This window comes from Halopolyspora algeriensis (assembly GCF_003337235.1).
Classification (GTDB): Bacteria; Actinomycetota; Actinomycetes; order Mycobacteriales; family Pseudonocardiaceae; genus Haloactinomyces; species Haloactinomyces algeriensis.
On record NZ_QPJC01000014.1, the window covers coordinates 35,657 to 57,191 of the forward strand.

At 70.3% G+C, this 21,535-nt stretch carries 19 protein-coding genes and 1 riboswitch; of the genes, 5 read left to right on the forward strand and 14 right to left on the reverse strand.

Going from position 1 to position 21,535, the window contains the following annotated elements; genetic code table 11:
- Positions 1 to 109: 109 nt before the first annotated feature.
- The gene (locus tag DFQ14_RS18375) at positions 110 to 1,858 is read right to left on the reverse strand and encodes a proline--tRNA ligase (RefSeq protein WP_114454560.1); all 1,749 of its coding nucleotides are present in this window, start codon (positions 1,856 to 1,858) and stop codon (positions 110 to 112) included.
- 236 nt (positions 1,859 to 2,094) lie between these two features.
- Between DFQ14_RS18375 and DFQ14_RS18380 the strand changes: the two genes are divergently transcribed.
- The 3 genes from DFQ14_RS18380 to DFQ14_RS18390 all read left to right on the forward strand — a co-directional run bounded on the left by DFQ14_RS18380 (position 2,095) and on the right by DFQ14_RS18390 (position 5,961).
- Entirely contained in the window at positions 2,095 to 3,408 is a 1,314-nt protein-coding gene (locus DFQ14_RS18380; protein ID WP_114454561.1) for a cytochrome P450, read from the forward strand.
- A gap of 66 nt (positions 3,409 to 3,474) precedes the next feature.
- Positions 3,475 to 4,218 carry a peroxide stress protein YaaA gene (gene yaaA, locus DFQ14_RS18385; RefSeq protein WP_114454562.1) on the forward strand — a complete coding sequence of 248 codons (744 nt, stop codon included), beginning with the start codon at positions 3,475 to 3,477 and terminating at the stop codon, positions 4,216 to 4,218.
- 273 nt (positions 4,219 to 4,491) lie between these two features.
- Positions 4,492 to 5,961 carry a DEAD/DEAH box helicase gene (locus DFQ14_RS18390; RefSeq protein ID WP_114454633.1) on the forward strand — a complete coding sequence of 490 codons (1,470 nt, stop codon included), beginning with the start codon at positions 4,492 to 4,494 and terminating at the stop codon, positions 5,959 to 5,961.
- Positions 5,962 to 6,013: 52 nt separating this feature from the next.
- Here DFQ14_RS18390 and cobA read toward each other — a convergent pair whose 3' ends face one another.
- The 8 genes from cobA to DFQ14_RS18430 form a co-directional block, all read right to left on the reverse strand.
- Positions 6,014 to 7,312: a uroporphyrinogen-III C-methyltransferase gene (cobA, locus tag DFQ14_RS18395; protein WP_246195491.1), complete on the reverse strand. Its 1,299-nt coding sequence runs from the start codon at positions 7,310 to 7,312 to the stop codon at positions 6,014 to 6,016.
- Positions 7,284 to 8,189 (reverse strand): sirohydrochlorin chelatase, encoded by a 906-nt coding sequence (locus DFQ14_RS18400; RefSeq protein WP_114454563.1) that lies wholly within the window; start codon positions 8,187 to 8,189, stop codon positions 7,284 to 7,286. Before DFQ14_RS18400 ends, cobA begins: the two co-directional genes overlap by 29 nt.
- The gene (locus DFQ14_RS18405) at positions 8,186 to 8,809 is read right to left on the reverse strand and encodes a precorrin-8X methylmutase (protein ID WP_257233764.1); all 624 of its coding nucleotides are present in this window, start codon (positions 8,807 to 8,809) and stop codon (positions 8,186 to 8,188) included. Before DFQ14_RS18405 ends, DFQ14_RS18400 begins: the two co-directional genes overlap by 4 nt.
- Entirely contained in the window at positions 8,806 to 9,918 is a 1,113-nt protein-coding gene (locus tag DFQ14_RS18410) for a HoxN/HupN/NixA family nickel/cobalt transporter (protein WP_246195492.1), read from the reverse strand. The genes DFQ14_RS18405 and DFQ14_RS18410 overlap by 4 nt, the downstream gene beginning before the upstream one ends.
- A gap of 76 nt (positions 9,919 to 9,994) precedes the next feature.
- Positions 9,995 to 10,127: riboswitch (cobalamin riboswitch) on the reverse strand.
- A 148-nt stretch (positions 10,128 to 10,275) separates the two neighbouring features.
- Positions 10,276 to 11,439 carry an FAD-dependent oxidoreductase gene (locus DFQ14_RS18415; protein ID WP_158546721.1) on the reverse strand — a complete coding sequence of 388 codons (1,164 nt, stop codon included), beginning with the start codon at positions 11,437 to 11,439 and terminating at the stop codon, positions 10,276 to 10,278.
- A 182-nt stretch (positions 11,440 to 11,621) separates the two neighbouring features.
- Positions 11,622 to 12,407 carry a 23S ribosomal RNA methyltransferase Erm gene (gene erm, locus DFQ14_RS18420; protein ID WP_114454565.1) on the reverse strand — a complete coding sequence of 262 codons (786 nt, stop codon included), beginning with the start codon at positions 12,405 to 12,407 and terminating at the stop codon, positions 11,622 to 11,624.
- Positions 12,408 to 12,667: 260 nt separating this feature from the next.
- The gene (locus tag DFQ14_RS18425) at positions 12,668 to 13,486 is read right to left on the reverse strand and encodes an ABC transporter permease subunit (protein WP_114454566.1); all 819 of its coding nucleotides are present in this window, start codon (positions 13,484 to 13,486) and stop codon (positions 12,668 to 12,670) included.
- Position 13,487: 1 nt separating this feature from the next.
- A complete protein-coding gene (locus DFQ14_RS18430; protein ID WP_114454567.1) occupies positions 13,488 to 14,468 on the reverse strand; it encodes an ABC transporter ATP-binding protein in 981 nt (326 codons plus the stop codon).
- 106 nt (positions 14,469 to 14,574) lie between these two features.
- Between DFQ14_RS18430 and DFQ14_RS18435 the strand changes: the two genes are divergently transcribed.
- Positions 14,575 to 15,171: a TetR/AcrR family transcriptional regulator gene (locus DFQ14_RS18435; protein WP_114454568.1), complete on the forward strand. Its 597-nt coding sequence runs from the start codon at positions 14,575 to 14,577 to the stop codon at positions 15,169 to 15,171.
- Between the two features lie 93 nt (positions 15,172 to 15,264).
- On the opposite strand, the gene DFQ14_RS18440 is transcribed toward DFQ14_RS18435, so the two are convergent.
- Complete coding sequence (locus DFQ14_RS18440; RefSeq protein ID WP_114454569.1) at positions 15,265 to 16,365, reverse strand: pyridoxal-phosphate-dependent aminotransferase family protein; 1,101 nt, start codon at positions 16,363 to 16,365, stop codon at positions 15,265 to 15,267.
- A gap of 239 nt (positions 16,366 to 16,604) precedes the next feature.
- Between DFQ14_RS18440 and DFQ14_RS18445 the strand changes: the two genes are divergently transcribed.
- A complete protein-coding gene (locus DFQ14_RS18445) occupies positions 16,605 to 16,889 on the forward strand; it encodes a DUF1876 domain-containing protein (protein ID WP_246195493.1) in 285 nt (94 codons plus the stop codon).
- A gap of 10 nt (positions 16,890 to 16,899) precedes the next feature.
- Here the strand turns inward: DFQ14_RS18445 and DFQ14_RS18450 are convergent, their stop codons facing one another.
- From DFQ14_RS18450 to DFQ14_RS18465, 4 genes are all read right to left on the reverse strand, one after another.
- Complete coding sequence (locus DFQ14_RS18450; protein WP_114454570.1) at positions 16,900 to 17,097, reverse strand: 4Fe-4S binding protein; 198 nt, start codon at positions 17,095 to 17,097, stop codon at positions 16,900 to 16,902.
- Entirely contained in the window at positions 17,087 to 18,844 is a 1,758-nt protein-coding gene (cobJ, locus tag DFQ14_RS18455) for a precorrin-3B C(17)-methyltransferase (protein ID WP_114454571.1), read from the reverse strand. Before cobJ ends, DFQ14_RS18450 begins: the two co-directional genes overlap by 11 nt.
- Before the next feature lie 72 nt (positions 18,845 to 18,916).
- Positions 18,917 to 20,119, reverse strand: a complete 1,203-nt coding sequence (cbiE, locus tag DFQ14_RS18460; RefSeq protein ID WP_114454638.1) for a precorrin-6y C5,15-methyltransferase (decarboxylating) subunit CbiE — start codon at positions 20,117 to 20,119, stop codon at positions 18,917 to 18,919.
- On the reverse strand, positions 20,116 to 21,261 hold the full coding sequence (locus DFQ14_RS18465) for a cobalt-precorrin-5B (C(1))-methyltransferase (protein WP_114454572.1): 1,146 nt from the start codon (positions 21,259 to 21,261) through the stop codon (positions 20,116 to 20,118). Before DFQ14_RS18465 ends, cbiE begins: the two co-directional genes overlap by 4 nt.
- Positions 21,262 to 21,535 lie beyond the last annotated feature (274 nt).

Consider the following 21,535-nt stretch of genomic DNA (forward strand, 5'->3'; position numbering starts at 1 on the left):
ACGGACTACTCCTCGATTGTCGCTCCGGATCGCCTTCCCGGGAATACGACCGGAGAACTTTCTCGCCCCGCGCTCCGAACACCCGCGGGGAAGGCACCGTGACTCGTGATCAACCCCGCACGAGGCCGACGAGGTGGCCCACCGCGGAGTCGGCGGCGACCTCGGTGCGCTCGCCGGTGGCGCGGTCCTTGACCTCCACGACTCCCTTGGCCAGCCCCTTGCCGACCACCAGGATCGTCGGCACGCCCACGAGCTCGGCATCGGCGAACTTCACCCCGGGTGAAACGCCCCGGTCGTCGAGGATCACCCGCACCCCCGCCTCGTCCAGTTCGGCGGCGATCCGCTCGGCACCGTCCCGGACACTGTCGTCCTTGCCCGCGATCACCACGTGCACGTCGGCGGGAGCGACCTCGCGCGGCCAGCACAACCCCAGCTCGTCGTGGCTCTGCTCGGCGATGGCGGCGATCAGCCGGGAGACACCAACCCCGTAGGACCCCATCGTGACCCGCTGGGGCTTGCCGTCCTGGCCGAGCGCGTCCAACGAGATCGCGTCGGTGTACTTGCGGCCGAGCTGGAAGATGTGACCGATCTCGATGCCGCGCGCGGCCTCCAGAGTGCCCTGCCCGTCCGGCGACGGGTCGCCCTCGCGGACATCGGCGGCCTCGACGGTGCCGTCCGGGGTGAAATCGCGACCGCACACGAGATCGACCACGTGGTGGTCGGTCTTGTCGGCGCCGGTGACCCAGGCGGTACCGGTCACCACGCGCGGGTCGACGAGGTAGCGCACCCCGTTGTCCTGCAGCGACTTCGGGCCGATGTAGCCCTTGGCCAGGAACGGGTTGTCCGCGAAGTCGGCCTCCTCCAGCAGGGCCACCTCGGCCGGCCCCAGCGCCGCCTCGAGCCGCTTGATGTCGACCTCACGGTCGCCGGGCACGCCCACTCCCAGCAGCTCCCATTCCCGGGTACCCGGCTGCCGGGTCTTGACCAGCACGTTCTTCAACGTGTCGGCAGCGGTGAACGTCCGCCCCATCTCGGAGGCGTTGAGAAAGTCCACCAGCGTCTCGATGGTCGGGGTGTCCGGGGTGTGGTGCACCTCGGCGGCGGGCAGGTCCTCGATCGGCTTCGGCTCCGGCGCCGGAGTCACCACGGCCTCGACATTGGCCGCGAAACCCGACTCGGTGCTGCGCACGAAGGTGTCCTCACCGGTGGTGCTCTCGGCGAGGAACTCCTCGGAGGCCGAACCGCCCATCGCACCGGACTCCGCGGCGACGATGACGTAGCGCAGCCCCACGCGGTCGAACAGGCGGATGTAGGCCTCGCGATGCCGTCGGTAGGACTCGCCGAGCCCCTCGTCGTCGAGGTCGAAGGAGTACGAGTCCTTCATGACGAACTCGCGACCCCGCAGGATTCCGGCCCGGGGCCGCTCCTCGTCGCGATACTTCGTCTGGATCTGGTACAGGATGACCGGAAAGTCCCGGTAGGAGTTGTACTCGCCCTTGACGGTCTGGGCGAACAGCTCCTCGTGCGTCGGACCGAGCAGGTAGTCACCGCCCTTGCGGTCTTTGAGCCGGAACATGTTCGGGCCGTACTCGGTCCAGCGGTTGGTCTGCTCGTAGGGCTCCTTGGGCAGCAACGCCGGGAGATGGATCTCCTGCGCGCCGATGGCGTCCATCTCCTCGCGCACGATCCGCTCGATGTTGCGCAGCACCCGAAGTCCCAGCGGCAGCCAGGAGTAGATCCCCGGAGCGACGCGGCGCACGTACCCGGCGCGCACGAGGAGCTTGTGGCTCGGCACCTCGGCGTCGGCCGGATCCTCGCGCAGGGTACGCAGGAACAACGTCGACATCCTCGTGATCACGGCTGCTCGCTCCTTGTCTGCCGCCTCGCCTGGTCGCGTCGATGTTCGTTGCTTCGAAGCAACGGGCTTCGACGCAACAAAAGCGTAGCGATCCCGCTCGGGCTGCCTGCCAGCGGATTCTCCTTCGGCTCGCTGCGCTCACACGGCCGGCCCTTGCGGCCGGTGCTTTCGTACGGTGTGCTCGCGGCGACAGCACGCAACCACCCGGCGATACGGCGACGGTGGAGGGAACGGTCATGGCCACAGGAGCTGCCCGGGAACAGCAGGCCCTTCCGGAACTTCCCGTGCTCACCGAATGGGGCCTGCGCCTGCGCATGCTCGCGGGCGGGATCGCGACCCGGACCTTCGCATGGCGCGGCGACCCGATCGCGCGGCTGCTGCACGCACCGTGGCGCGACGACCCCTACCCGGTTTACGAACGACTCCGCACCGAAGGTCCACTCGTGCGCAGCAGGCTCGGCCTGTGGGCGCTGTCCGACCTGACGACCTGCGATGCGGTCCTGCGCGACCCCCGGTTCGGAGTCCGCACCAGTGACGGCCGCCAGGGTGATCCACTGGCGGCCACGGCCGGGATGCACCTGTCGTTGCTGGAGCTCGACCCCCCGGACCACACGCGGCTGCGCCGCCTGGCCGCCCCCGCCTTCCGGCCGCGCAAACTGGCGCAGCATCGGCAGCGCATCGAGCAGACCACCCACGAACTGCTGGATGCCGCCGCGGACCGGGGCTCGTTCGACCTCGTCGACGATCTCGCGACCCCGCTGCCGGTACGGGTGATCGGTGACCTGCTCGGCCTGCCCGCCGTCGATGCCGAGCAACTCGCCCACCACGGCGCCGTCCTGGGCAGCTCCCTGGACGGGATCCGCTCGCCGCGGCAGCTGCAGCGGTTGCGCCGATCGTTCGCCGAGCTCGAGACGATGTTTTCCGAACTGCTCGAACAGCGCAGGGCGACACCGGGCGACGACATCGTCAGCGACCTGCTCACCGGTCTGGACGGTGACCGGTTGACCGCAGGCGAGCTCGTGCAGCTGTGCACGCTGCTGCTGGTCGCCGGCTTCGAGACGACGGTCAACCTGATCGGCAACGGCACGCTGGCTCTGCTGAACCACCCCGCGCAGTGGGAGCGGCTGTGCGAGCAGCCCGAACTCGCCGAGGCCGTGGTGGAGGAGACGCTGCGCTGGGACCCGCCGGTGCAGGCCACCGCGCGGATCCCGCACGAGCCGGTGCAGGTCGCGGGCCGGACTGTACCCACCGACAGTGTGGTGCTGGTCCTGCTGGCCGCCGCGGGCCGCGACCCTGCCGTGCATTCGGCGCCGGGGTGCTTCGACATCACGCGCGGCGACACCACCCACCTGGCGTTCTCCAGCGGCATCCACTACTGCCTCGGCGCACCGCTGGCACGGATGGAAGCCGAGGTCGTGTTTCGCACCCTGGCCACCCGGTACCCCGGACTGCACCGGGCGGGACCGGTCTCGCGGCGACCGACCACGATCATCCACGGTCTCGCTTCCCTGCCGGTGGCCACCGGCAATGCGCGAGTGCGGGCGGGATGAGCGAACCGGGCGGCGGAGGCGACCACCTGCGCACACCTTCGGAACCATTCCTCTAGCCTCGGCGGCGTGCTGGTTCTGCTACCCCCTTCGGAAACCAAGGCCGCAGGCGGCGAGGGAGCGCCGCTGGATCTGGAACATCTGTCCACGCCGGAGCTGACTCCGGTCCGGCGCACGTTGCTCGAGACGCTGTCGGCACTGGCCGACGACATCCCGGCGAGCCTGGACGCGCTGGGACTGTCCGAGCGCCAGGTGGAGGAGGTGCACCGCAACGCCGAGCTGTGGGACGCACCGACGGCACCGGCGCTGCAGCGCTACACCGGTGTGCTCTACGACGCGCTGGATGTCGGCTCCCTGCCCGGCGAGGAACGCGCCCGGGCGGACGAGCGGCTGGCCGTTGCCTCGGCCCTGTTCGGTCTGGTGCGCGGCACGGACGCGATTCCGGCCTACCGGCTGTCGGCCAGCAGCAGCCTGCCGGGGCTCGGAACGCTGCGCGGCATGTGGCGGCCGGTGCTGGAACCCGTGCTCGGCGCGGTGGACGGACCCGTCGTGGATCTGCGTTCGGGCGCGTACGCGGCGCTGGCGAAAATCCCCGGGGCGATCGCCGTCCGCGTGCTCTCGGAGGACGCCCACGGCACGCGCAAGGTGGTCAGTCACCACAACAAGGCGCACAAGGGCAGGCTCGCCCGCGCACTGGCACAGGTTCCGGACGAGCCACGAGACATCGAGGACGTCCTCACCGTGGCCAAAGAGGCCGGGCTGCGTGTCGAGCGGGAAGGCGACCACGGGCTCTGCGTCGTCGTCGAGGCGTGAGGCGGCCTCGGGGACGCCGACAACCGCATCGTGCTGCTCCGGCCCGGCCATCACCGGTCACCATCCGCACGTTGATAGACTGTGTCCGCATCGGCCCGCTGTTCGATTGCGCTTGCTTCGCCCGGATCTCATGGCACTGGGCTTTCCTGTTCGCACCGGTGCGCCCATACCCATCCAACGGCGCTGTTGCCGCGCCGGGCTCGTCCTTGTGATCAGCACGCGGTCCCCGCGAAGCCTCCCCGAGACGTGCCACTCTCCTCCGGAGGTTTCTTCGTGCCCACAAGTCCCCCGAACGCCCGCCAGTCCCCCTCACGCGCGTCCCAGGGCGGCAATACCCGGCGCCGCGCGCCGCGCTCCCGCAACAACAACCGTTCCCCCCGAACCCCGGCCGCACCGAAACCGACCCTCTTCGACGAAGTCGGAGTGACCGCCGTCGATCCCGCCCCGTTCGACCAGCTCGGATTACCGAAAGCCCTGGTGCGTGAGCTCGCCAGGACCGGCCTGACCGAAGCGTTCCCGATTCAGGCCGCCACGATCCCCGATGCACTGGCCGGTTCCGACGTGCTGGGCCGCGCTCAGACCGGATCGGGCAAGACGCTGGCCTTCGGGTTGCCGATGCTGGCCGATCTCCACGGAACGAGCACCCGGCCGCTGCACCCGCGCGGCCTGGTGCTGGTCCCCACTCGTGAGCTCGCGACCCAGGTCACCGACTCCCTCAAACCGATGGCCAAGGCCCTGGGCCTGTATGTCCGCGAGATCGTCGGCGGGATGTCGTTCTCGCGGCAGGCGGACACGCTGCGGCGCGGTGTCGACCTCGTCGTGGCCACCCCCGGACGTCTCAACGACCACGTGCGTCAGGGCACCTGCGTGCTCTCCGATGTGGAACGCACCACGTTGGACGAGGCCGACCAGATGTCCGACATGGGCTTTCTGCCGCAGATCCGCGAGATACTGAACCACGTTCCCACCGGGGGACAGCGCCTGCTGTTCTCCGCCACCCTGGACGGTGACGTGGACAGGCTCGTGCGCGAGTACATGTCGGAGCCGGTCGTGCACTCACTCACCCCCTCGGCGGCCAGTGTGGACAGCATGGACCACCACCAACTGGATGTCGCCGCCGCGGACAAGCACGACGTGCTCACCCGCATCGCCGCTCGGGACGGTCGCACGATCCTGTTCGTGCGCACCAAGCACAACGCCGACCGGCTGACCAGGAAGCTGCGGGCGGCCGGCGTCCACGCCGGCGCGCTGCACGGTGGCAAGGCGCAGAACGCGCGAACCCGCATCCTCGACGAGTTCCGCCAGGGCACCACGACGGCGCTGGTGGCCACCAACGTGGCCGCGCGCGGGATCCATGTCGACGACGTCAGTCTCGTCGTGCACGTCGAACCGCCTGCGGACCCGAAGGACTACCTGCACCGCGCGGGCCGCACCGCCCGGGCGGGAGCGACCGGGACCGTCGTCACGCTCGTCACCGACGACCAGCGCCGCGCGTTCCGCACCATGGCGGACAAGGCCGGGATCACACCCACCATCACGAAGGTGCGACCGCAGGGCGAGGGCCTCGCCCGTCTGACGGGCGCGCGTGAGCCCAGCGGAGTCGCCGTGGCCGAGCCGAAACCGCAGACCAGTCGCAAGTCCGGCTCGGGCGCGTCGCGCAGCGCTCCGCGCGGGCGTGCGGGTGCGTCGCGCAACGGCGGCGGACGGCGCAGCGACGCCCAGCGCGGAGCACACCGGACATAGACACCGCAGGTGCCGTGCGTCCTGTGGGCCGCCACAGGACGCACGGCACCGATCACGGTGCCAGTCCTGCCACGGGGCCGACGACGATCACGGCGGGCGGTTTGACGCCCTCGGCGCGGATCGCTGCACCGACCGAGGCGAGAGTGCTGCGCAGCGCTCGCTGACCGGAGGTCGTGCCCTCCTGCACCACGGCGACGGGAGTGTCGGCGGGGCGACCGTGCTCCAGCAGAACCTCGGCGATGGCCTCCATCCGCTGCACCGCCATGAGCAGCACCAGACTGCCCCGCAGCCGCGCCAGCGCAGGCCAGTCCACCAGGGAGCGCTCGTCGCCGGGAGCCACGTGTCCGGACACGACGACGACCTCGTGTGCCACCCCCCGATGCGTGACCGGTACATCGGCCACGGCCGGCGCCGCGAACGCACTGGTGATGCCGGGAACCACGGTCACCGGCACCCCGGCCTCGGAGCAGGCGAGCAGCTCTTCGAAACCGCGGCCGAACACGTAGGGATCGCCGCCCTTGAGCCGCACCACGAACCGGCCCGCGCGCACGTGCTCGATCAGGGTGCTGTTGATGACCTCCTGGTTGGCGGCCCGGCCGTACGGGATCTTGGAGGCGTCGACGACCTGCACGTGGGGTCCGAGCTCGTCGAGCAGCTCCCGAGGAGCGAGATGATCGGTCACCACCACGTCGGCCTTGGCCAGCAGCCGCCGCCCCCGCACCGTGATCAGGTCGAGAGCCCCCGGACCCCCGCCGACGAGCGCCACGCCGGGTGCCGGGGGCTCGGCGTGCTCGTCGACGACACCGGAGTGCAGGGCTTCCAGGATCGCGTCGCGGACCGCAACCGACCGACGTGGCCGCCCGCCTGCCAGCACTCCCAGCAGCAGGCCCTCGTGCTCGGCCACGGCAGGGGTGACCGCGCTGCCCCTGGTGGCGTCGTCGGAACGCACGCAAAACACCCGCTCGCGTTCGGCCTCGGCCCCGACAGCGGCGTTGACCTGCGCATCCGAGGTGGCCGCCACCGCGTACCAGGCGCCGTCGAGGTCACCGTCGGTGTAGCCGCGCCGGGTCCAGGTGACGTCGCCGGCATCGGCCATCGCCTCGACGCCGGGGGTGGCCTCCGGTGCGACGACCTCGACCACCGCACCGGCCCCCACCAGGCGGGGCAGCCGCCGCTGCGCGACGGTGCCCGCCCCGACGACCACCACGCGGCGACCCGCCAGATCGAGCCCGGCGAGATAGTGCCGTTCCTCCGGGTCCTGCCGGTCCTGCTCGTGCCGGTCCTGCTCGTGTCGGTTCGGGTCGTGTCGGTTCGGGTCGTGTTCAGCGGGAGTGGCCATGTGCGTGCCCATGTCCGTGACCGTGTCCGGTCGGGTCGTCGGGGTGGTGGTGGGGTGTCTGCGGTGCCCCCAGTTTGTCCTCGAAGCCGGGCAGCAGCACCCGGTAGGCGCAGGTGTCGCAGTTCATCCTGATGTCGCCGTGCATCGCCTCGTGGTAGCGCTCCACCACCAGGTCCGCCAGGGCGTCGCAGTCGCCGAGATGGCTCGCCACGTGCACGTCGATGCCCGGTGCGGTCGCGGCGTACTCCTCGGACTGGTGGACCACCCGCTGAGGCAGCACCCCGTCGAACAGGAAGTACGGGGCGACCACGACCTTCGTCGCACCGAGGCGACGTGCCCGCTCGATCCCGGTGGGCACGTCCGGCGGCGCCAGCGAGATGAACGCGGTCTCCACCGTGGCGAATCCTCCGGTTTCCTGCAACAGCCGGGACACCTTGGACACTTCGGAATTCGCGTCCGGATCGGTGGAGCCACGCCCGACGAGCACCACGGCGGTCTCCGCCCATTCCTCCTTCGGCACCACGGCGCCGATGCGCTCGCCGAGCAGCTCCAGCAGGATCGGGTGCGGCCCGAGGGGGCGCCCGAAGGTGTAGGAGGTGCCGGGGTGGCGCCGGACCTCTCGTTCCAGCGCGGCGGGAATGTCGCCCTTGCCGTGGCCCGCCGCGACCAGCACCAGCGGGACGGCGACCATCCGCCGGTGCCGCTGCCCCAGTTCCGACCACACGTCGGTGACCGCGGGGGCGGACAACTCGATGAATCCGCCGGATGTCTCGACCCCGGACGGCGCCATCCGCCCGCGCAGCCGTTCGATGAACGAGCGGAACTCGGCGACCCCGCCGTCATCCACTGTCCCGTGGCCCACAACCAGCAGTGGTGGCTGTTCGGTCACCGGATACCTCCCGATTCCTGATCATGTTCGAAGTACAGCAGGGCGTTGACCACCGCGGCGGCGATCGCCGCGCCGCCCCGCTCGGTCAGCGTGCTCAGCGCCGGAAGCCCGCTGCGGCGCAGCGCGGCCTTGGACTCCACCGCCCCGACGAAACCGACCGGCACGCCGATCACCAGCGCCGGGCGCATCGCGCCCGCGGCAGCGAGCCGCAGGAGTTCCTCCAGCGCGGTGGGCGCGTTGCCGATCGCCCACACCGCACCGTCGGGGAACTCCTCGGCCGCGAGTCGGATACCGGCCGCCGAACGGGTCATCCCCTCGCGCGCGGCCAGGTCGGAGATTCCGGCGCATTCCAGCCCGATCCGCGAGTCCCGCGCTGTCACCCCCGCCGCCACCATGCGCACATCGGTGATCAGCCCGGCACCGCTGAGCAGGGCCTGCCGCCCGGCCCGCAGCGCTGCCTCGTCGGCGAGGACCTCCCCTGCCCAGCTCGGGTCCGCGGTGGTGTGCACGACACGTTCCACGGCCGCACGGGTCAGCGGGGGGAAATGAGCGAAGTCCGCCCTCGCTCGCATGATCCGGTAGGACTCGATTTCGATCGGGTGCCGCTCTCGTCTGTTCACGTGGTTTCCGGTCCGTACTGGTATTTCTTCGCCGACAGCTTCCCCCGGAGCGCGGCGACGCCCCAGACGGTCAGGAACGCCGCGAGCGTCAGGTACCCGAGCAGCTCGAAGTGGTCACCGAGAGCCGCGACACCATCCACGACGGAAATTCCGAGTTCCGAGAGCAGCCCGGACAGGACCACCACCGCGATGACTCCGGCCAGGGCCACGGTCAGTGCCGTGGTGACGATGTTCACCCGGACCCTGCGCAGCGGTTCGGCCAGCGACCAGGTGTAGGCCCGGGACATGAGCATCCCGTCCGCACTGTCGACCGTGCACATTCCCGCCGCGAACAACAGCGGCAGACTCAGCACGGTCACCACGGGCAGACCGCCCTTCGGAGCGACCAGGGCGAGTACGGTGATCTCGGTGGCGGTCTGCATACCCAGACCGAACAGCAGCCCAATGCCGAACAGGTGCCAGGACCGGCTCACGAAGCGGCGCATCCGCCCTCGCAGCACCCGCGCGAGCAGTCCTCGCCTGCCGAGCACCTGCTCGATCTCGGTGTGGTCGACCTCGCCCCGGCGCGCCCGGCGCTGCAGCCGGACGGTGTCGCGCAGCACCAGGCCATTGAGGACGGCCAGCGTGCCGACCACGAGCACCACGGCCACATCGACGATCGGCGCGGTGTGCATCCCGGTCCGTTCCGCCCAGTCCTGGGCCGCCGATCCGGCGACGAAGGCGACCGCCACCGCGAGGGCCATCACGACGCCGGCGTGTCCCAGCGCGAACCACATCCCCGTGGACACCGGGCGCCGCCCGCGCTGCATCAGCAGCCGGGTCGCGTCGTCGATCACCGCGACATGGTCGGCGTCGAAGCCGTGCCGCAGGCCGAGCAGATAGGCGGCGGTTCCCACACCGGCCAGCCCGCCGGCAGCGGTGAACGAGTCCTGCGACAGCAGGTAGGCACCCCAGCCGAACAGATGCAGCAGGCCGACAGCGGCCACCACGATCGTGACCTTCCGGCGCTCCGGTTGCCCCCAGCCCGAGGCCGGCCGTTCCGTGAGCTGCTGTTGTGTAGTTCGCTGTGGCGCCGGCGGTTGCTCCGGCTGGTCGTCCAGCGACGTCACGTGATGGACCTCCTGGGTTCTCCCGCCCGAGGGGATCGTCGATCCGCGCGTCGCGGCGCGACGCGGGGCCGTCAGCGAGTGTCCTGACTCCCGGATCACAGCGGGCTCCCCATGCCTTCCAGCTCGTCGTCGAGCCGTGGCGTTGCGTGGTTGGGGGCCGCTCCCCGGTCACAGTGGCGGGACCGTCTCGGATTCGCACCGAGTTCCTCCGCTACCGGCACCCGGCATCCTCACCCGTCGGAGGCCGAAAGGTCAATTCCGGTGAAAATGCTCACGCGGCGAGCACGTCACCGCGAAGCTGCGCGGCATCCGCGAGCAGACCGCGGACTCGACGGTCGGCACAGGCCCGGCTGCCGATCACAACCGCTCGGAGGGCGGTCGGGAGAGCCGGGCGGCCCTGCGGGCGAAGCTCCCGCCGAACCACGAGGCGCGGGTTGCGAGAAAGTCGCGGAGCCGGCGCATCGCCGCGTTCTCCGTGAGAACCAGCCGCCGAGCAAGCGCCGCCTCCCTGCGGGCCCGCCGCACGGGCCCGCGGCGCCGGTGCGTGAATCCTTCGAGAGCGGGTTCTTGCCCGATCCCGGCAGCACCGAGCTGATCAGCCAGCACCCACGCGTCTTCCAGCGCGAGAGATGCTCCCATCCCGACGATGGGATGCAGGGCGTGTGCGGCGTCGCCGATCAGGACGACCCGGCCTCGGTCGAACCGCGCCAGGTCGGCTTCACGGTTGCGATCGAAGAAGATCTCCGCATCGGTCGCGGCGACAGCGTCGAGGATCTCGGGAAGGATCCATTCGCGCGAGTGCGCCCGCAGGTAGGCGAGCGGATCCTCGACGACCCTCTCCGAGGGCACCCGCATGGACAGGGTCGCCATCCGGGTGCCGGGCATCCCCACGAGGAGCAGTGCCTTGCCGTCCTCGCCCAGCAGCTCGGTGAATCCGTCGGGGAGGTCGACCCCGGGAGGGATTCGGAAGCCCCATGCCGCCGTTCCCAGATCGCGCGGTTCGACCCCGAACACGAGCTGCCGCACCCGCGAGTGCACTCCGTCCGCGCCGACGAGCACATCGGCTCGCTGCCTGCTTCCGTCCGAGAGCGTCAGGGTGGCGCCGCCGTCGTCCTGCTCCACGGCTTCTACGGTGGTGCCCATCGTCACCACCGCATCGGGCACGCCCGTCCACAGGGCATCGTGCAGCTCGGCACGATGGATCACGCTGAAGGGCCGCGGTTCCGCGTCCGCCGCAGTGGTTTTCCGCCCCGGAGTCGGCTGTAGTCGGATATCGCCGAGCACCCGTCCGGCCGCGTCGCGAAGTTGCCAGTGATCGACGGCCGTCGCGGACCGCGACACGGTATCGGCGGCTCCGAGCTCTTCCAGGATCCGCCACGCGTTTCCCCACAGACCGATTCCGTAGCCGATACGGTCGAAACTCCGTGCCCGCTCGATCAGGTGCACCTCGTGCCCGCGGGCACGGAGCAGATGATGCAGGCTCAGCCCCGCAGGCCCGGCACCGACGATCACCACACGCATCCTGTCCTCCTCGCGGAACGTTCCCGGTTGGTTTTCTGCGAGCATCGTCCGTGGCGGATCCACTCGACCAGGGGCACGGCCGCGTGTCAGTAGCCGACCGGGGCCGGCTCGAATCGCGGATGGTCGAGCACGAAACGGTCCGGCCGCTGGTGGTTGCGGCGGCCGGACCGTTCGAGAGTCCCTCAGCGTCCGGCTGTTCGCCGGTCCGCACAGACCAGGTTCCACAGGTCCGCCCACTGCTCGGCGGTGAGGTCCTTCGGCAGTGCCCGGGGCGACACACGATGGGTTTCCGACCAGCCGTGCAGCACCGTACGGCCGATCCGTCCTGTTCGGACGAGGATCTCGCTCAGGCCGCGTCCGCGCCCGGTGAAGACCTGCTGAACGAAACGCTGGTAGCGCACTCGGTCCCTCACCAGGGGGTTGCTCCTGCGGGACATGACCAGCAGCCCACCGTCCACGGAGGGAACCGGCCGGAAGGACCGAGCGGGCACCCGTGCGTGCACGGCGAACTCGTACCACGGCCACCAGCTCGCGGTCAGCATGCTCGCACCACCCACACCGGCCCGCCTGCGGGCGACCTCCCACTGCACCAGCAGGATCGCGGTGTGCCAGTGCTCCGCGGCCAGGAGACGCTTCTGGAGGGCGGTCGTGAGGTGGAAAGGAAGGTTCCCGACGAGCACGTGCGGGTGGTGGGGGAACCGGAAGCGCAGCATGTCGTCGTTGACGACCGTGACGTGCTCGGGTGCGCGCCGACGCAGTCGCCGTGCGCGCTTCGGGTCGATCTCGACGGCGGTGATCGGACGGCCGGATCGGCTCAGCGGCATGGTCACAGCACCGTCACCGGCACCGATCTCGACGATCGGCCCGGTGGTGTGCGCGACGAGTTTCTCGATCGTGTTGATCACCGAAGTGTCGGTGAGGAAGTTCTGGCCGAGCTCGTGTCGGCCACCCTGATACGGGGAGGACATGGGTGCTCCGCGAAGAAAGAGACGGAGCCGGGCAGCATGAAGCGCCGCACCGGCGGTGGCCCGGAATGCGGCGGAGCTGGCGAAAGCGAGTTCGGTCCGCCGCTACGGCGCGGCGGAGAACAACGTACCCATGGTGAGCACTCCAGCAGCGACAGCCCGCCGCTAGGCGCGGCGGATCCTGATGGAGAACACGGAGCCCATATCGATACTCATCGGGCGATACTCTAGCAGCCATAGCAGGTCGGCGACGCGTGCTTTGCTCAGGCGTCTCGCCGGGAAAAGACAACGTAGGCGAGCAGCAGAAGCGCCGCCGCCCACGCGACGAGGACGACAGCGGCCCAGCCCGGTGCGAGATGTTCGGGAGCCTGCGGGGAGGCCGCGCCGGACAGGCTGTGCAGCGCCGAAGCAGGCAGCCATGGCAGGAGCGACCATTGCCATCCCGGCGGCAGCGCCCCGACGAGCGTCGGTACGGACATGATCGTCAGTACCACCGCGATGGCTCCGCCCCCGTTCCTGGTGAGAAAAGCGAGAGCAACGGTGAGCAGCGAGTAGAGGGGAACCATCAGCATGCTTCCGACCGCCAACCTCAACAGCCGAGGTTCCGGGCTCAGCCCGGGCAGGCCCTGTGTCAGCAGGACGAGCTGACCGGCACCGACCGCTGCGGCGGTGGCGGCCAGGCCGGCCAGGAGAGCGATCATCGTGGCAACGAGCCCTTTCGCCGCCAGTACCCTCCAGCGGTGCGGGGCGACGGAGAGCGTGAGCCGGATCATTCCGGTGGAGTACTCCGAAGCCACAGCGCTCGCACACAGCACTTCGAGGACGACGACCGCGAAGTCGACGCCGAGCAAGCTCGCCCCGGCGATCTCGAAGGGACTCATCTCGGCGAGTGGCTCGCCGCGCGTCGTCTCGGTGGTCAGCAGGAAGACCGCGGCAGCGCCTGCGGCGAGAATCAGTGCCAGCAGCAGCATCGCGCGGGTGAAGCGCAACGACCACAGCTTGGTCCACTCCGCGGCCAGTGTCCTGACGAAGCGAGAGGCCGCCGGAGAGGCCGGCCTGTGCTCGGCAGTCATGGTGGTCACGTCAGTCGCTCCCTTCGGGACGGCCTGTCGCCGGTGTGTGAGCGACCGTGGCCGTTTCCTCGGTGTCGACAGCTCCGAGACCACGGGAACGGTACGAGGCGCTGTCGTCGGTGAGTTCCATGAACGCCGACTCCAGACTGACCCTCCGGGGGGTCAGCTCGTGCAGCCGAACACCATGAGCCATGGCGATGTCGCCGACGCGTGCGGAGTCCATGCCACTCACCAGCAGCGCACCGTCCGAGTCGCCGCGGACTGTCGCTCCCTCGTCGGTGAGCAGGGCACTCAGTGCCGCCGGCTGCGGGGAGACCACCTTCACCTGCCCACCCGAACCACGGCGTACCAGTTCTGCGGTGTCCACGTCCGCGATGAGGCGGCCGCGACCGATCACCACCACCCTGTCCGCGGTCTGCTGCATCTCGGTCATCAGGTGGCTGGAGACGAAGACGGTTCTCCCCTCGGCGGCCAGACCCCTCAGGAGGTTTCGCATCCAGCGGATGCCTTCGGGATCCAAACCGTTCGCCGGTTCGTCGAGCAGCAGCGTCGCGGGGTCGCCGAGCAGTGCCACAGCGATCCCGAGCCGCTGGTACATCCCCAGGGAGAAACCGCCCACCCGCTTGTCCGCGACCTCGCTCAGCCCCACGAGAGCGAGCACCTCGTCGATCCGGCTTCGCGGGAGGCCGCCGGCCCGGACCAGCCAACGCAGATGCGCTCGCGCCGTTCTCGCCGGATGGGCGGCTTTCGGATCCAGCAGCGCCCCGACCTCGTGCATCGGGGCCGGTAGGTCCCGGTAGCTTCGCCCGTCCACGGTGACCGAACCCGCGCTCGGATGGTCCAGGCCCAGAAGCATGCGCATCGTCGTCGACTTCCCCGCCCCGTTCGGACCGAGAAAGCCGGTCACCACGCCGGGGGTGATGTCGAAGGACAATGCGTCCACCGCCACCGTGTCCCCGTAGCGCTTCGACAGCTCTCTGACCTCGATCATCGTGGTCTTTCCGGTCGCCCCGTTTTACAATACAAGTGCATCGTATAATTCGGGTGACGGTTTTGCAATGCGGCCGCATTGAAAAATTGAGGGCGTTGGAGGGCGCGTGCCGAAACGGGTGGACCACGAGGAGAGACGACAAAAGATCGCGGAGGCCGTGTGGCGGATCGCAGCCGACCGCGGGCTGGAGGCGGCGAGCCTTCGCGAGGTCGCCGCGGAGGCCGGTGTCTCGATGGGCAGAATCCAGCACTACTTCGCGAGCAAGGACCGGATGATCCTCTTCGCCTGCGAGCACATGGTCGAACTCGCCGAACAGGGCGCGCGGGAGCTCGCCACGGCCGCCGACGGCACGGAAACGCCGCGGTCGGTCCTGCGCGGCGTATTCGCCCAGACCCTGCCCTTGGACGAGCAGCAACGCGTCGGAACCGGTGTCTGGCTCGCATTCCTCAACAGAGCCACCGGGGACCACGAACTCGCGGCCTTCATTCGCCGAGCCTGGACCGGAACCCGCGACCTCGTCGTGGAGCAGCTCCGCCGCGCTCAGGACAACGGCGAGATCTCGGCCGAGGTGGCCCCGGAACAGGAGGCGACCGCCCTGGTGGCTCTGGCGGACGGATTGGTGTCGCACCTCATGGTCGGTCATTACACTGTCGAGGAGGCACTGGCCGCCGTGGACGGACAGCTCGATCGCTTGTTCGGATGATGCCGTGCGGCCCCACGGCGTTTCCCCGGCCACGAAACGGCCCGGCCGCTGCCGTGCAGCGGCCGGGCCGTGGGGATCGATGCGGTCGTGGCCTCAGCGGCCCAGCACCCGTTTGAGCGCACCGAGCAGCATCTCGACGCGGTCCAGACGAGCGTTCTGCCCCATCAGGCCGATGCGCCACACGCTGCTGGCGTACTTGCCCGCACCGCCGCCGATCTCGATGCCGTAGTCGGTGAGCAGCTGCTTGCGCACGTCGGCGGAGTCCACGCCTTCCGGCACGACCACGCTGGTGAGCTGGTGCAACCGGTGTCCCTCGGCGGCGAAGAGCTCCAGACCCATCTCCTGCAGACCGGCCTGCAGCGCCTCACCCGCCTCGCGGTGGCGCGTGGCCACGGCGGGCATGCCCTCGGCGATGATCCGCCCGAGCGCGTCGTGCAGCGAGGCCACCATCGCGGTGGGCGCGGTGTGGTGGTACGCACGTCCCCCGGAAGCGCCGCCGGTGACGTAGTTGCCGATCAGACCGAGATCCAGGTACCAGGTCGTGGGCTTTTCCACCCGGTGCTGCCAGGCACGCTCGGAGACCGTGAACGGGGCGAGACCGGGAGGCACGCCGAGGCACTTCTGGGTGCCCGCGTAGGCGATGTCGACGTTCCAGGCATCGAGCTCGATCTGCTCACCGCCGATGGAGGTCACGCAGTCGGCCAGCAACAGGGTGCGCTCGTCGCGCTCGCGCAACGCGGCGCCGAGCTGCTTGATGTCACTGCGCACGCCGGTGGAGGTCTCGGCGTGGACGGCGGCGACGATGGCCGGTGCCGGGTGCGCGGCCAGCACCCGCTCGATGTCCACGGGCGTGCCCCACTCGTGGTCCACCCGCACGACCTCGGCGCCGTAGCGGGCGGCGACATCGCACATCCGCTCACCGAACAGGCCGTTCACCGCGACCACGACGACGTCGCCGGGGTGCACGAAGTTGACGAAGGCGGCTTCCATCCCGATCGAGCCGGTCCCCGACAGCGGCAGCGTCCGCTGGTTCGCGGTGCCCCACACCGTGCGCAGGCGATTTCCCGTTTCGTCCAGCATTGCGAGGAACTCGGGATCCAGGTGCCCCAGCATCGGGGCGGCCAGCCCCGCGGTCGCCTCGGGATACGCGTTCGAGGGGCCCGGCCCGAGTAGTGAGCGTTCAACCAGTGCCATACGGCCAGACTAGGCATATCACCACTTCTCGCAGCCCATGCCCTGCGTGGGCCCGTTTCCCCTGGACAAACCCCTTTCCGACAGGCGGAATCGCGCTTTCATTACGGCGATGCCAGTACATGTGAGTAAGTACACATATACATAGCGTGGAAACGTGCATCCGCAGCGTGACAGGAGCATCCTGGAGGTGTCGTGGCCGTGCCGGAACGGACCGGTCACGCCTGCCCAAGGAGGCGATCATGGACGAGCAACGGATGCACGACACGCGGACCCTCACGCTGAACATGCAGGTCACCGAATCGGGGATGAAGACCACGGCGGATGCCACCATGGCCACCGGAACGGGTCGGGTCGTACACGGCCACGGCATGGCACGGCGTCATCCGGACGATCCGGACATCCCCCAGATCGGCGACGAGATCGCGGCGGCCCGCGCCCTGTCGGAACTGGCCCACAAGCTCCTGGACACCGCAGCCCAGGAGATCGGCGAACGTCAGCACACCAGGGTTCGGCTACCCGCCTGAGAGCAAGTACCTACACGAGCAGGTCGATGGCGTCGGCGGGGCAGATCTCCACGCACTCGCCGCAGGCGGTGCACTGCTCCGCCACGACGCGCGGGCGGCCCGCCGCGGGTCGCAGGGCATGTTCCGGGCAGGTCAGCAGGCACGCCCCACACGCCGTGCAGTCGGAGGAGATGCTCAGTGGCGCACTCGTGCGGAACTCATCCGCCATCCGTGCTCATCCAGCGGTATCCGCGCGGAGTCACCATCCGTCCGGCGCTCACGGTGGTGTGTGACGAGCCCACGACGACCGTGGTGAGCATGTCCACCTCGGCAGGATCGAACTCGTCGATCGGTGCCCACCACACGCGCTGACCGTCCCGGCCGGCCTGGCGTACCGCACCGACCGGTGTACGGGCCGGGCGATGCTCGCCGAGCACCTCCAGTGCGCGGCCCAGGTGCCAGTGCCGCCCGGCCGAGCGCGGGTTGTAGAAACACACCACCAGGTCCCCCTCGGCGGCCGCACGCACGCGCCGCTCGATCACCTCCCACGGCGTGTGCAGATCGGACAGGCTGATCAGCGCGTGATCGTGTCCCAGCGGCGCCCCCAGCAGGGACGAGGTCGCCAGTGCCGAGGTCACGCCGGCAACGCCCACGACCTCGATATCGTCGCCGGCCTGCTCCAGCGCGGGGCTGGCCATGGCATACACCCCGGCATCACCGGAACCGATCAACGCCACGGCCCGGCCGCACCGGGCCAGCGACACCGCGTCGGCCGCCCGGGCCTCCTCCGAGCCGAGACCGCTCGCGCGGATCTCGGTCCCCGGACGCAGCAGGTGGCGCACCTGCTCGATGTACTGGTCGAGGCCGACGACGACCGAGGCACGGCGCAACTCGGCATCGGCGCGGGGAGTGCGCTCCTCCTGCGCACCGGGGCCGAGACCGACGATCGCCAGCCGCCCCCGCGGGCGGATCCGTGCCGCTGCGACAGTGACGTTGTCACCCTTGATCTTGTCCGCGACGAGTTCGGTTTCCGCACCGCCGCCCAGTTCCCCGGCAGCCCGCAGCGCGGCGGCCTCGGCCACGCTGGGAGTGCCGACCTCGGCCCGCACGACCTCACTGGGATGCGGGACCCGCACCTCGGCCAGTTCCTGCGCGGGATAGTGCCTCAAGGGCAGCTCGTCACCGTCCGGCGAGTTCCAGAACCCCATGTCCTGCACCGCGTCGAGAATGCCGCGCTCTGCGGCCTTGAGGTCGACGGTGGCGAAGGCGCGGATGGCCCTCGGGTCGAGCCCGTGTTCGCCGTCGAGCCGCGCGAGCGTGTCGGTGACCGCGGTGCGCGGGATGTCACTGGCCGAACCGATGCCCACGACGAGGGTGCGCGGGATCAGCCGCAGGGTGTTGTCGGGGTCGGCCTCGTGCGGGCGGCGGTCGTCGACGACGATCGTCCACTGCGGACTTTCCGTGTCGGCGGAGACGTTGTCGGGCAGCGCGGGCAGCGCAAAACCGTGCGGGTTGACCAGCCGGACCGGTGCACCGTCGAGGATCGCGACACCGCAGGAGGCGAGATCGCCCTCCACAGTGGCCTCCAGCAGCTCGACGATCTCGTCCAGGGGTGTGCTGCCGGTGCTGTCGGTGGCCGTGGTCACCACCGGTTGGCATCCGAGGACGTCGGCCACCTGCTCGGCCAGCGCGTTCGCCCCGCCCGCATGCCCACCGGCCAGCGCCACGGCGAAGTGGCGCGCCTCGTCGACGCAGACCACACCGGGGTCGGTTTGCTTGTCCCGCAACATGGGGCCCACCAGCCGCACGGCCGCACCGGTGGCCAGGAAGAGCACGGCGGCGTCCAGCTGCGGCCACAGGCGCCGCAGGGCGGAACCGATCGGCCCCTCCGCGACCACCGCATCCTCCCGCCACCGTGCAGCCAGCTCGGCGGCCGCACGCCGGCCCGCGTCGGTGACCGCGAACAGTCCGATCATGACTTCTCCATCGACACATAGTTGTTCTTCGGGCTTGCGGTGACTGCTCCAGCCGCCGCAGTGCGCACGTCGCTACCCGTCGCCCTCGCGGGTTCCGGACAGCAGCACCACCGGGTTGGCCGCCTCCAGACGGGAGGAGCCGTCGGGCAACCCGGCCAGGCGGTTGGCCGTGAGCTGCACGCCCTCGACCGCGTAGCCGGCATTGCGGAGAACATCCCGCGTGGAGGCCACCCGGTCGAGCGCGGCCAGCGCCACCACCACCCGAGAGGCTCCGGCGTGCGCGCACGCGGTGACCGCCTCCGAGCCGCCGCCTCCCACGAACACCGAGTCCGGCCTCGGCAGTTCCCGCAACGCCCTGGGAGCAGCACCGTCCTCCACGCGCACGTCCACACCGTGCCCGGCCGCATTGGCGACCAGCCGCACCACTTGCGCCTGGTCCGACTCGACCGCGATGACCGCCGCGCCCAAGCGGGCGCACTCGACCGCGACCGAACCGGATCCGGCACCCACGTCCCAGACGAGCGTGCCGGGCCGGGGCGCCAGCTTGGACACCGCCACGGCCCGCACCTCGGACTTGGTGATCATGCTGTTGCGGTGGGAAAAATCGTCCTCGGGCAGTGCCCATCCGTCCGGAGGCAGTGGTTCACCGCCCGCATGCCATCCCCGTGCGGGAACGGTGTCGGGGTCGCTCAGGCACAGCACGATGTTGGGGTCCCGCCAGGTCCGCTCGGCCGCCTCGGACGGTTCGACGGTCGTCAGCTTCTCGTGCGCACCATCGAGGTCCTCACCGACGATCATGGTGCGCCGCCAGCCCGCGAGTCCCGAACCGAGCTGCGCGGGCCCGGCTCCGGGCGCGGTCAGCACCACCACCGCCGAGCGTGCCCGGCAGACGTTGAGGGCCCGGGTGAGGTCGCGCCCGTGCGCGCTGACCACCGACACGTCGTCCCAGGGACGCCCGAGGCGGGCCGCCAACCGCTGGATGCTGGAGACCGCGGGAAGCACCGAGCAGCGGATTCCCTTCTCCCGCAGCGCTCGCAGCATCCCGAAGAAGCCGGGATCCCCCGAGGCCAGGACGACGCCGTTCTCGTCGCCGGTGAGCGAGGACAGCGCGCCGAGCGCGGAGTCGAGGGAGCCGAGCTCGAGAGCGCGGACGTGCTCGGGCGCGTGGGCCTGCAGGTGGCGGTGCGCTCCGACCACGAGTTTCGCCGATCGCAGCGCATCCTCGGCTCCGTCGGGCAGCGGCCCACCGTCGATACCGATCACCGTGACGGTCACGTCACCCACCTCTCCTCGGTGGCGGCAACGACCCGCTCACCGGTGAAGTCCACCATCGCGGTCGACGCGTGCAACCGGCGACCGCACTCCTCGCCGAACCTCTCCAGCACGCCGGCCACCATCACGCACAACCGCTGCGCACATTCGGACAGCGAACCGTTGTGCTCCCACACCTCGTAGGCTCGCCGTGCCGTCTTCGCCTGCTCGACCTCGGCCACCTGCTCGGCGTCACCACCGAATTCGGCCGTGATCCCGCCCAGCAGCTCGGTGTCCACTTTGGATCTGGTGTAGTGGGTCATCACGACTCCCGAGGCCAGCTTGGTCAGCTTGCCGATCATGCCCACGAACACGACCCGCTCGAGACCGTGTTCGACGGCCCGGCGCAGGGCGGCGCCGGTGAAGTCGCCGACCTCGATGAAAGCCACGTCCGGCTCGTCCGGCAGCAACCGCATCGCGGCCTTCTCGGTCCGCCCGCCGGTCGACAGCACCGCCGTGGTTCCGCCCTGCGCGGCCAGCACCGACACCGCCTGCTCGACACTGGAGCGCCACGAGGCGGTGGAAAACGGCCGCACGATGCCGGTGGTGCCCAGGATCGAGATACCGCCGTGAATGCCCAGCCGCCGGTTGGTCGTCTTGCGCGACATCTTCTCCCCGCCGGGCACGGTGATCGTGACCGCCGCACCGCGCTCTCCCAGCACCTCGCGCACGGCGCCGGTGATCATCTCGCGCGGGACGGGATTGATCGCGGGACCACCGACCTCGAGACCGAGCCCGGGCTGGGTCACCGTGCCGACCCCCTCACCGCCGTGCACGGTGACCTCACCGTCCCCGCGGGGTTCGACCGTCACGGTCATCCGGGCGCCGTGAGTCACGTCGGGATCGTCACCGGCGTCCTTGACGACCACGGCCGTGGCCCGGCCGGGTTCCCCGATGGCCGCGCCGTCCACGTCGAAGCGCCGCCGACGACCATCCGGAAAGGGAATGTCCACCGTGGCCGGAAGGTGACCGTCGGCGAGCAGGGTCGCGGCGGCCTTCGCGGCCGCAGCCGAGCAGGCGCCGGTGGTGAACCCGGTGCGCAGTGCTTTGGGCCGGACCTTGGCCGTACGCGGAAGGTCCGGTTCCTTCAGTGGTGGTTCCGACACGGATCAGCCTTGTTGCGACGGGCCACGGGACCGATCCGCCTTCCCGGATGCCTGCTTGCCCGTGGCTTTCCTGCCGTTGCCGCCCCCGGACCCCTTGGCCGAGGACTTCGTCGCGGAGCCCGCCGACTTGGTCTTGCGCGGTTTCGGCGCGGCCTCCGCACCGTCCTGTGCGGCGCCGTCACCACCCTCGGTCGGGAGTGCCGCCGTCGATCCCGACCGATCCGCGGAACCGGTCGCGGGCTCGGATCCGGTCGCCTCCGCGGACTCGTCCGCG

Excerpts from the sequence above, each read along its gene's own strand:
- cobJ (WP_114454571.1), bottom strand. The coding sequence starts at position 18,844 with ATGATCGGACTGTTCGCGGTCACCGACGCGGGCCGGCGTGCGGCCGCC.
- erm (WP_114454565.1), bottom strand. The coding sequence starts at position 12,407 with ATGTCCTCCCCGTATCAGGGTGGCCGACACGAGCTCGGCCAGAACTTC.
- DFQ14_RS18450 (WP_114454570.1), bottom strand. The coding sequence starts at position 17,097 with ATGGCGGATGAGTTCCGCACGAGTGCGCCACTGAGCATCTCCTCCGAC.
- cobA (WP_246195491.1), bottom strand. The coding sequence starts at position 7,312 with ATGGGCACGCACATGGCCACTCCCGCTGAACACGACCCGAACCGACAC.
- DFQ14_RS18430 (WP_114454567.1), bottom strand. The coding sequence starts at position 14,468 with ATGATCGAGGTCAGAGAGCTGTCGAAGCGCTACGGGGACACGGTGGCG.
- DFQ14_RS18440 (WP_114454569.1), bottom strand. The coding sequence starts at position 16,365 with ATGGCACTGGTTGAACGCTCACTACTCGGGCCGGGCCCCTCGAACGCG.
- DFQ14_RS18380 (WP_114454561.1), top strand. The coding sequence starts at position 2,095 with ATGGCCACAGGAGCTGCCCGGGAACAGCAGGCCCTTCCGGAACTTCCC.
- DFQ14_RS18415 (WP_158546721.1), bottom strand. The coding sequence starts at position 11,439 with ATGCGTGTGGTGATCGTCGGTGCCGGGCCTGCGGGGCTGAGCCTGCAT.
- DFQ14_RS18445 (WP_246195493.1), top strand. The coding sequence starts at position 16,605 with ATGGACGAGCAACGGATGCACGACACGCGGACCCTCACGCTGAACATG.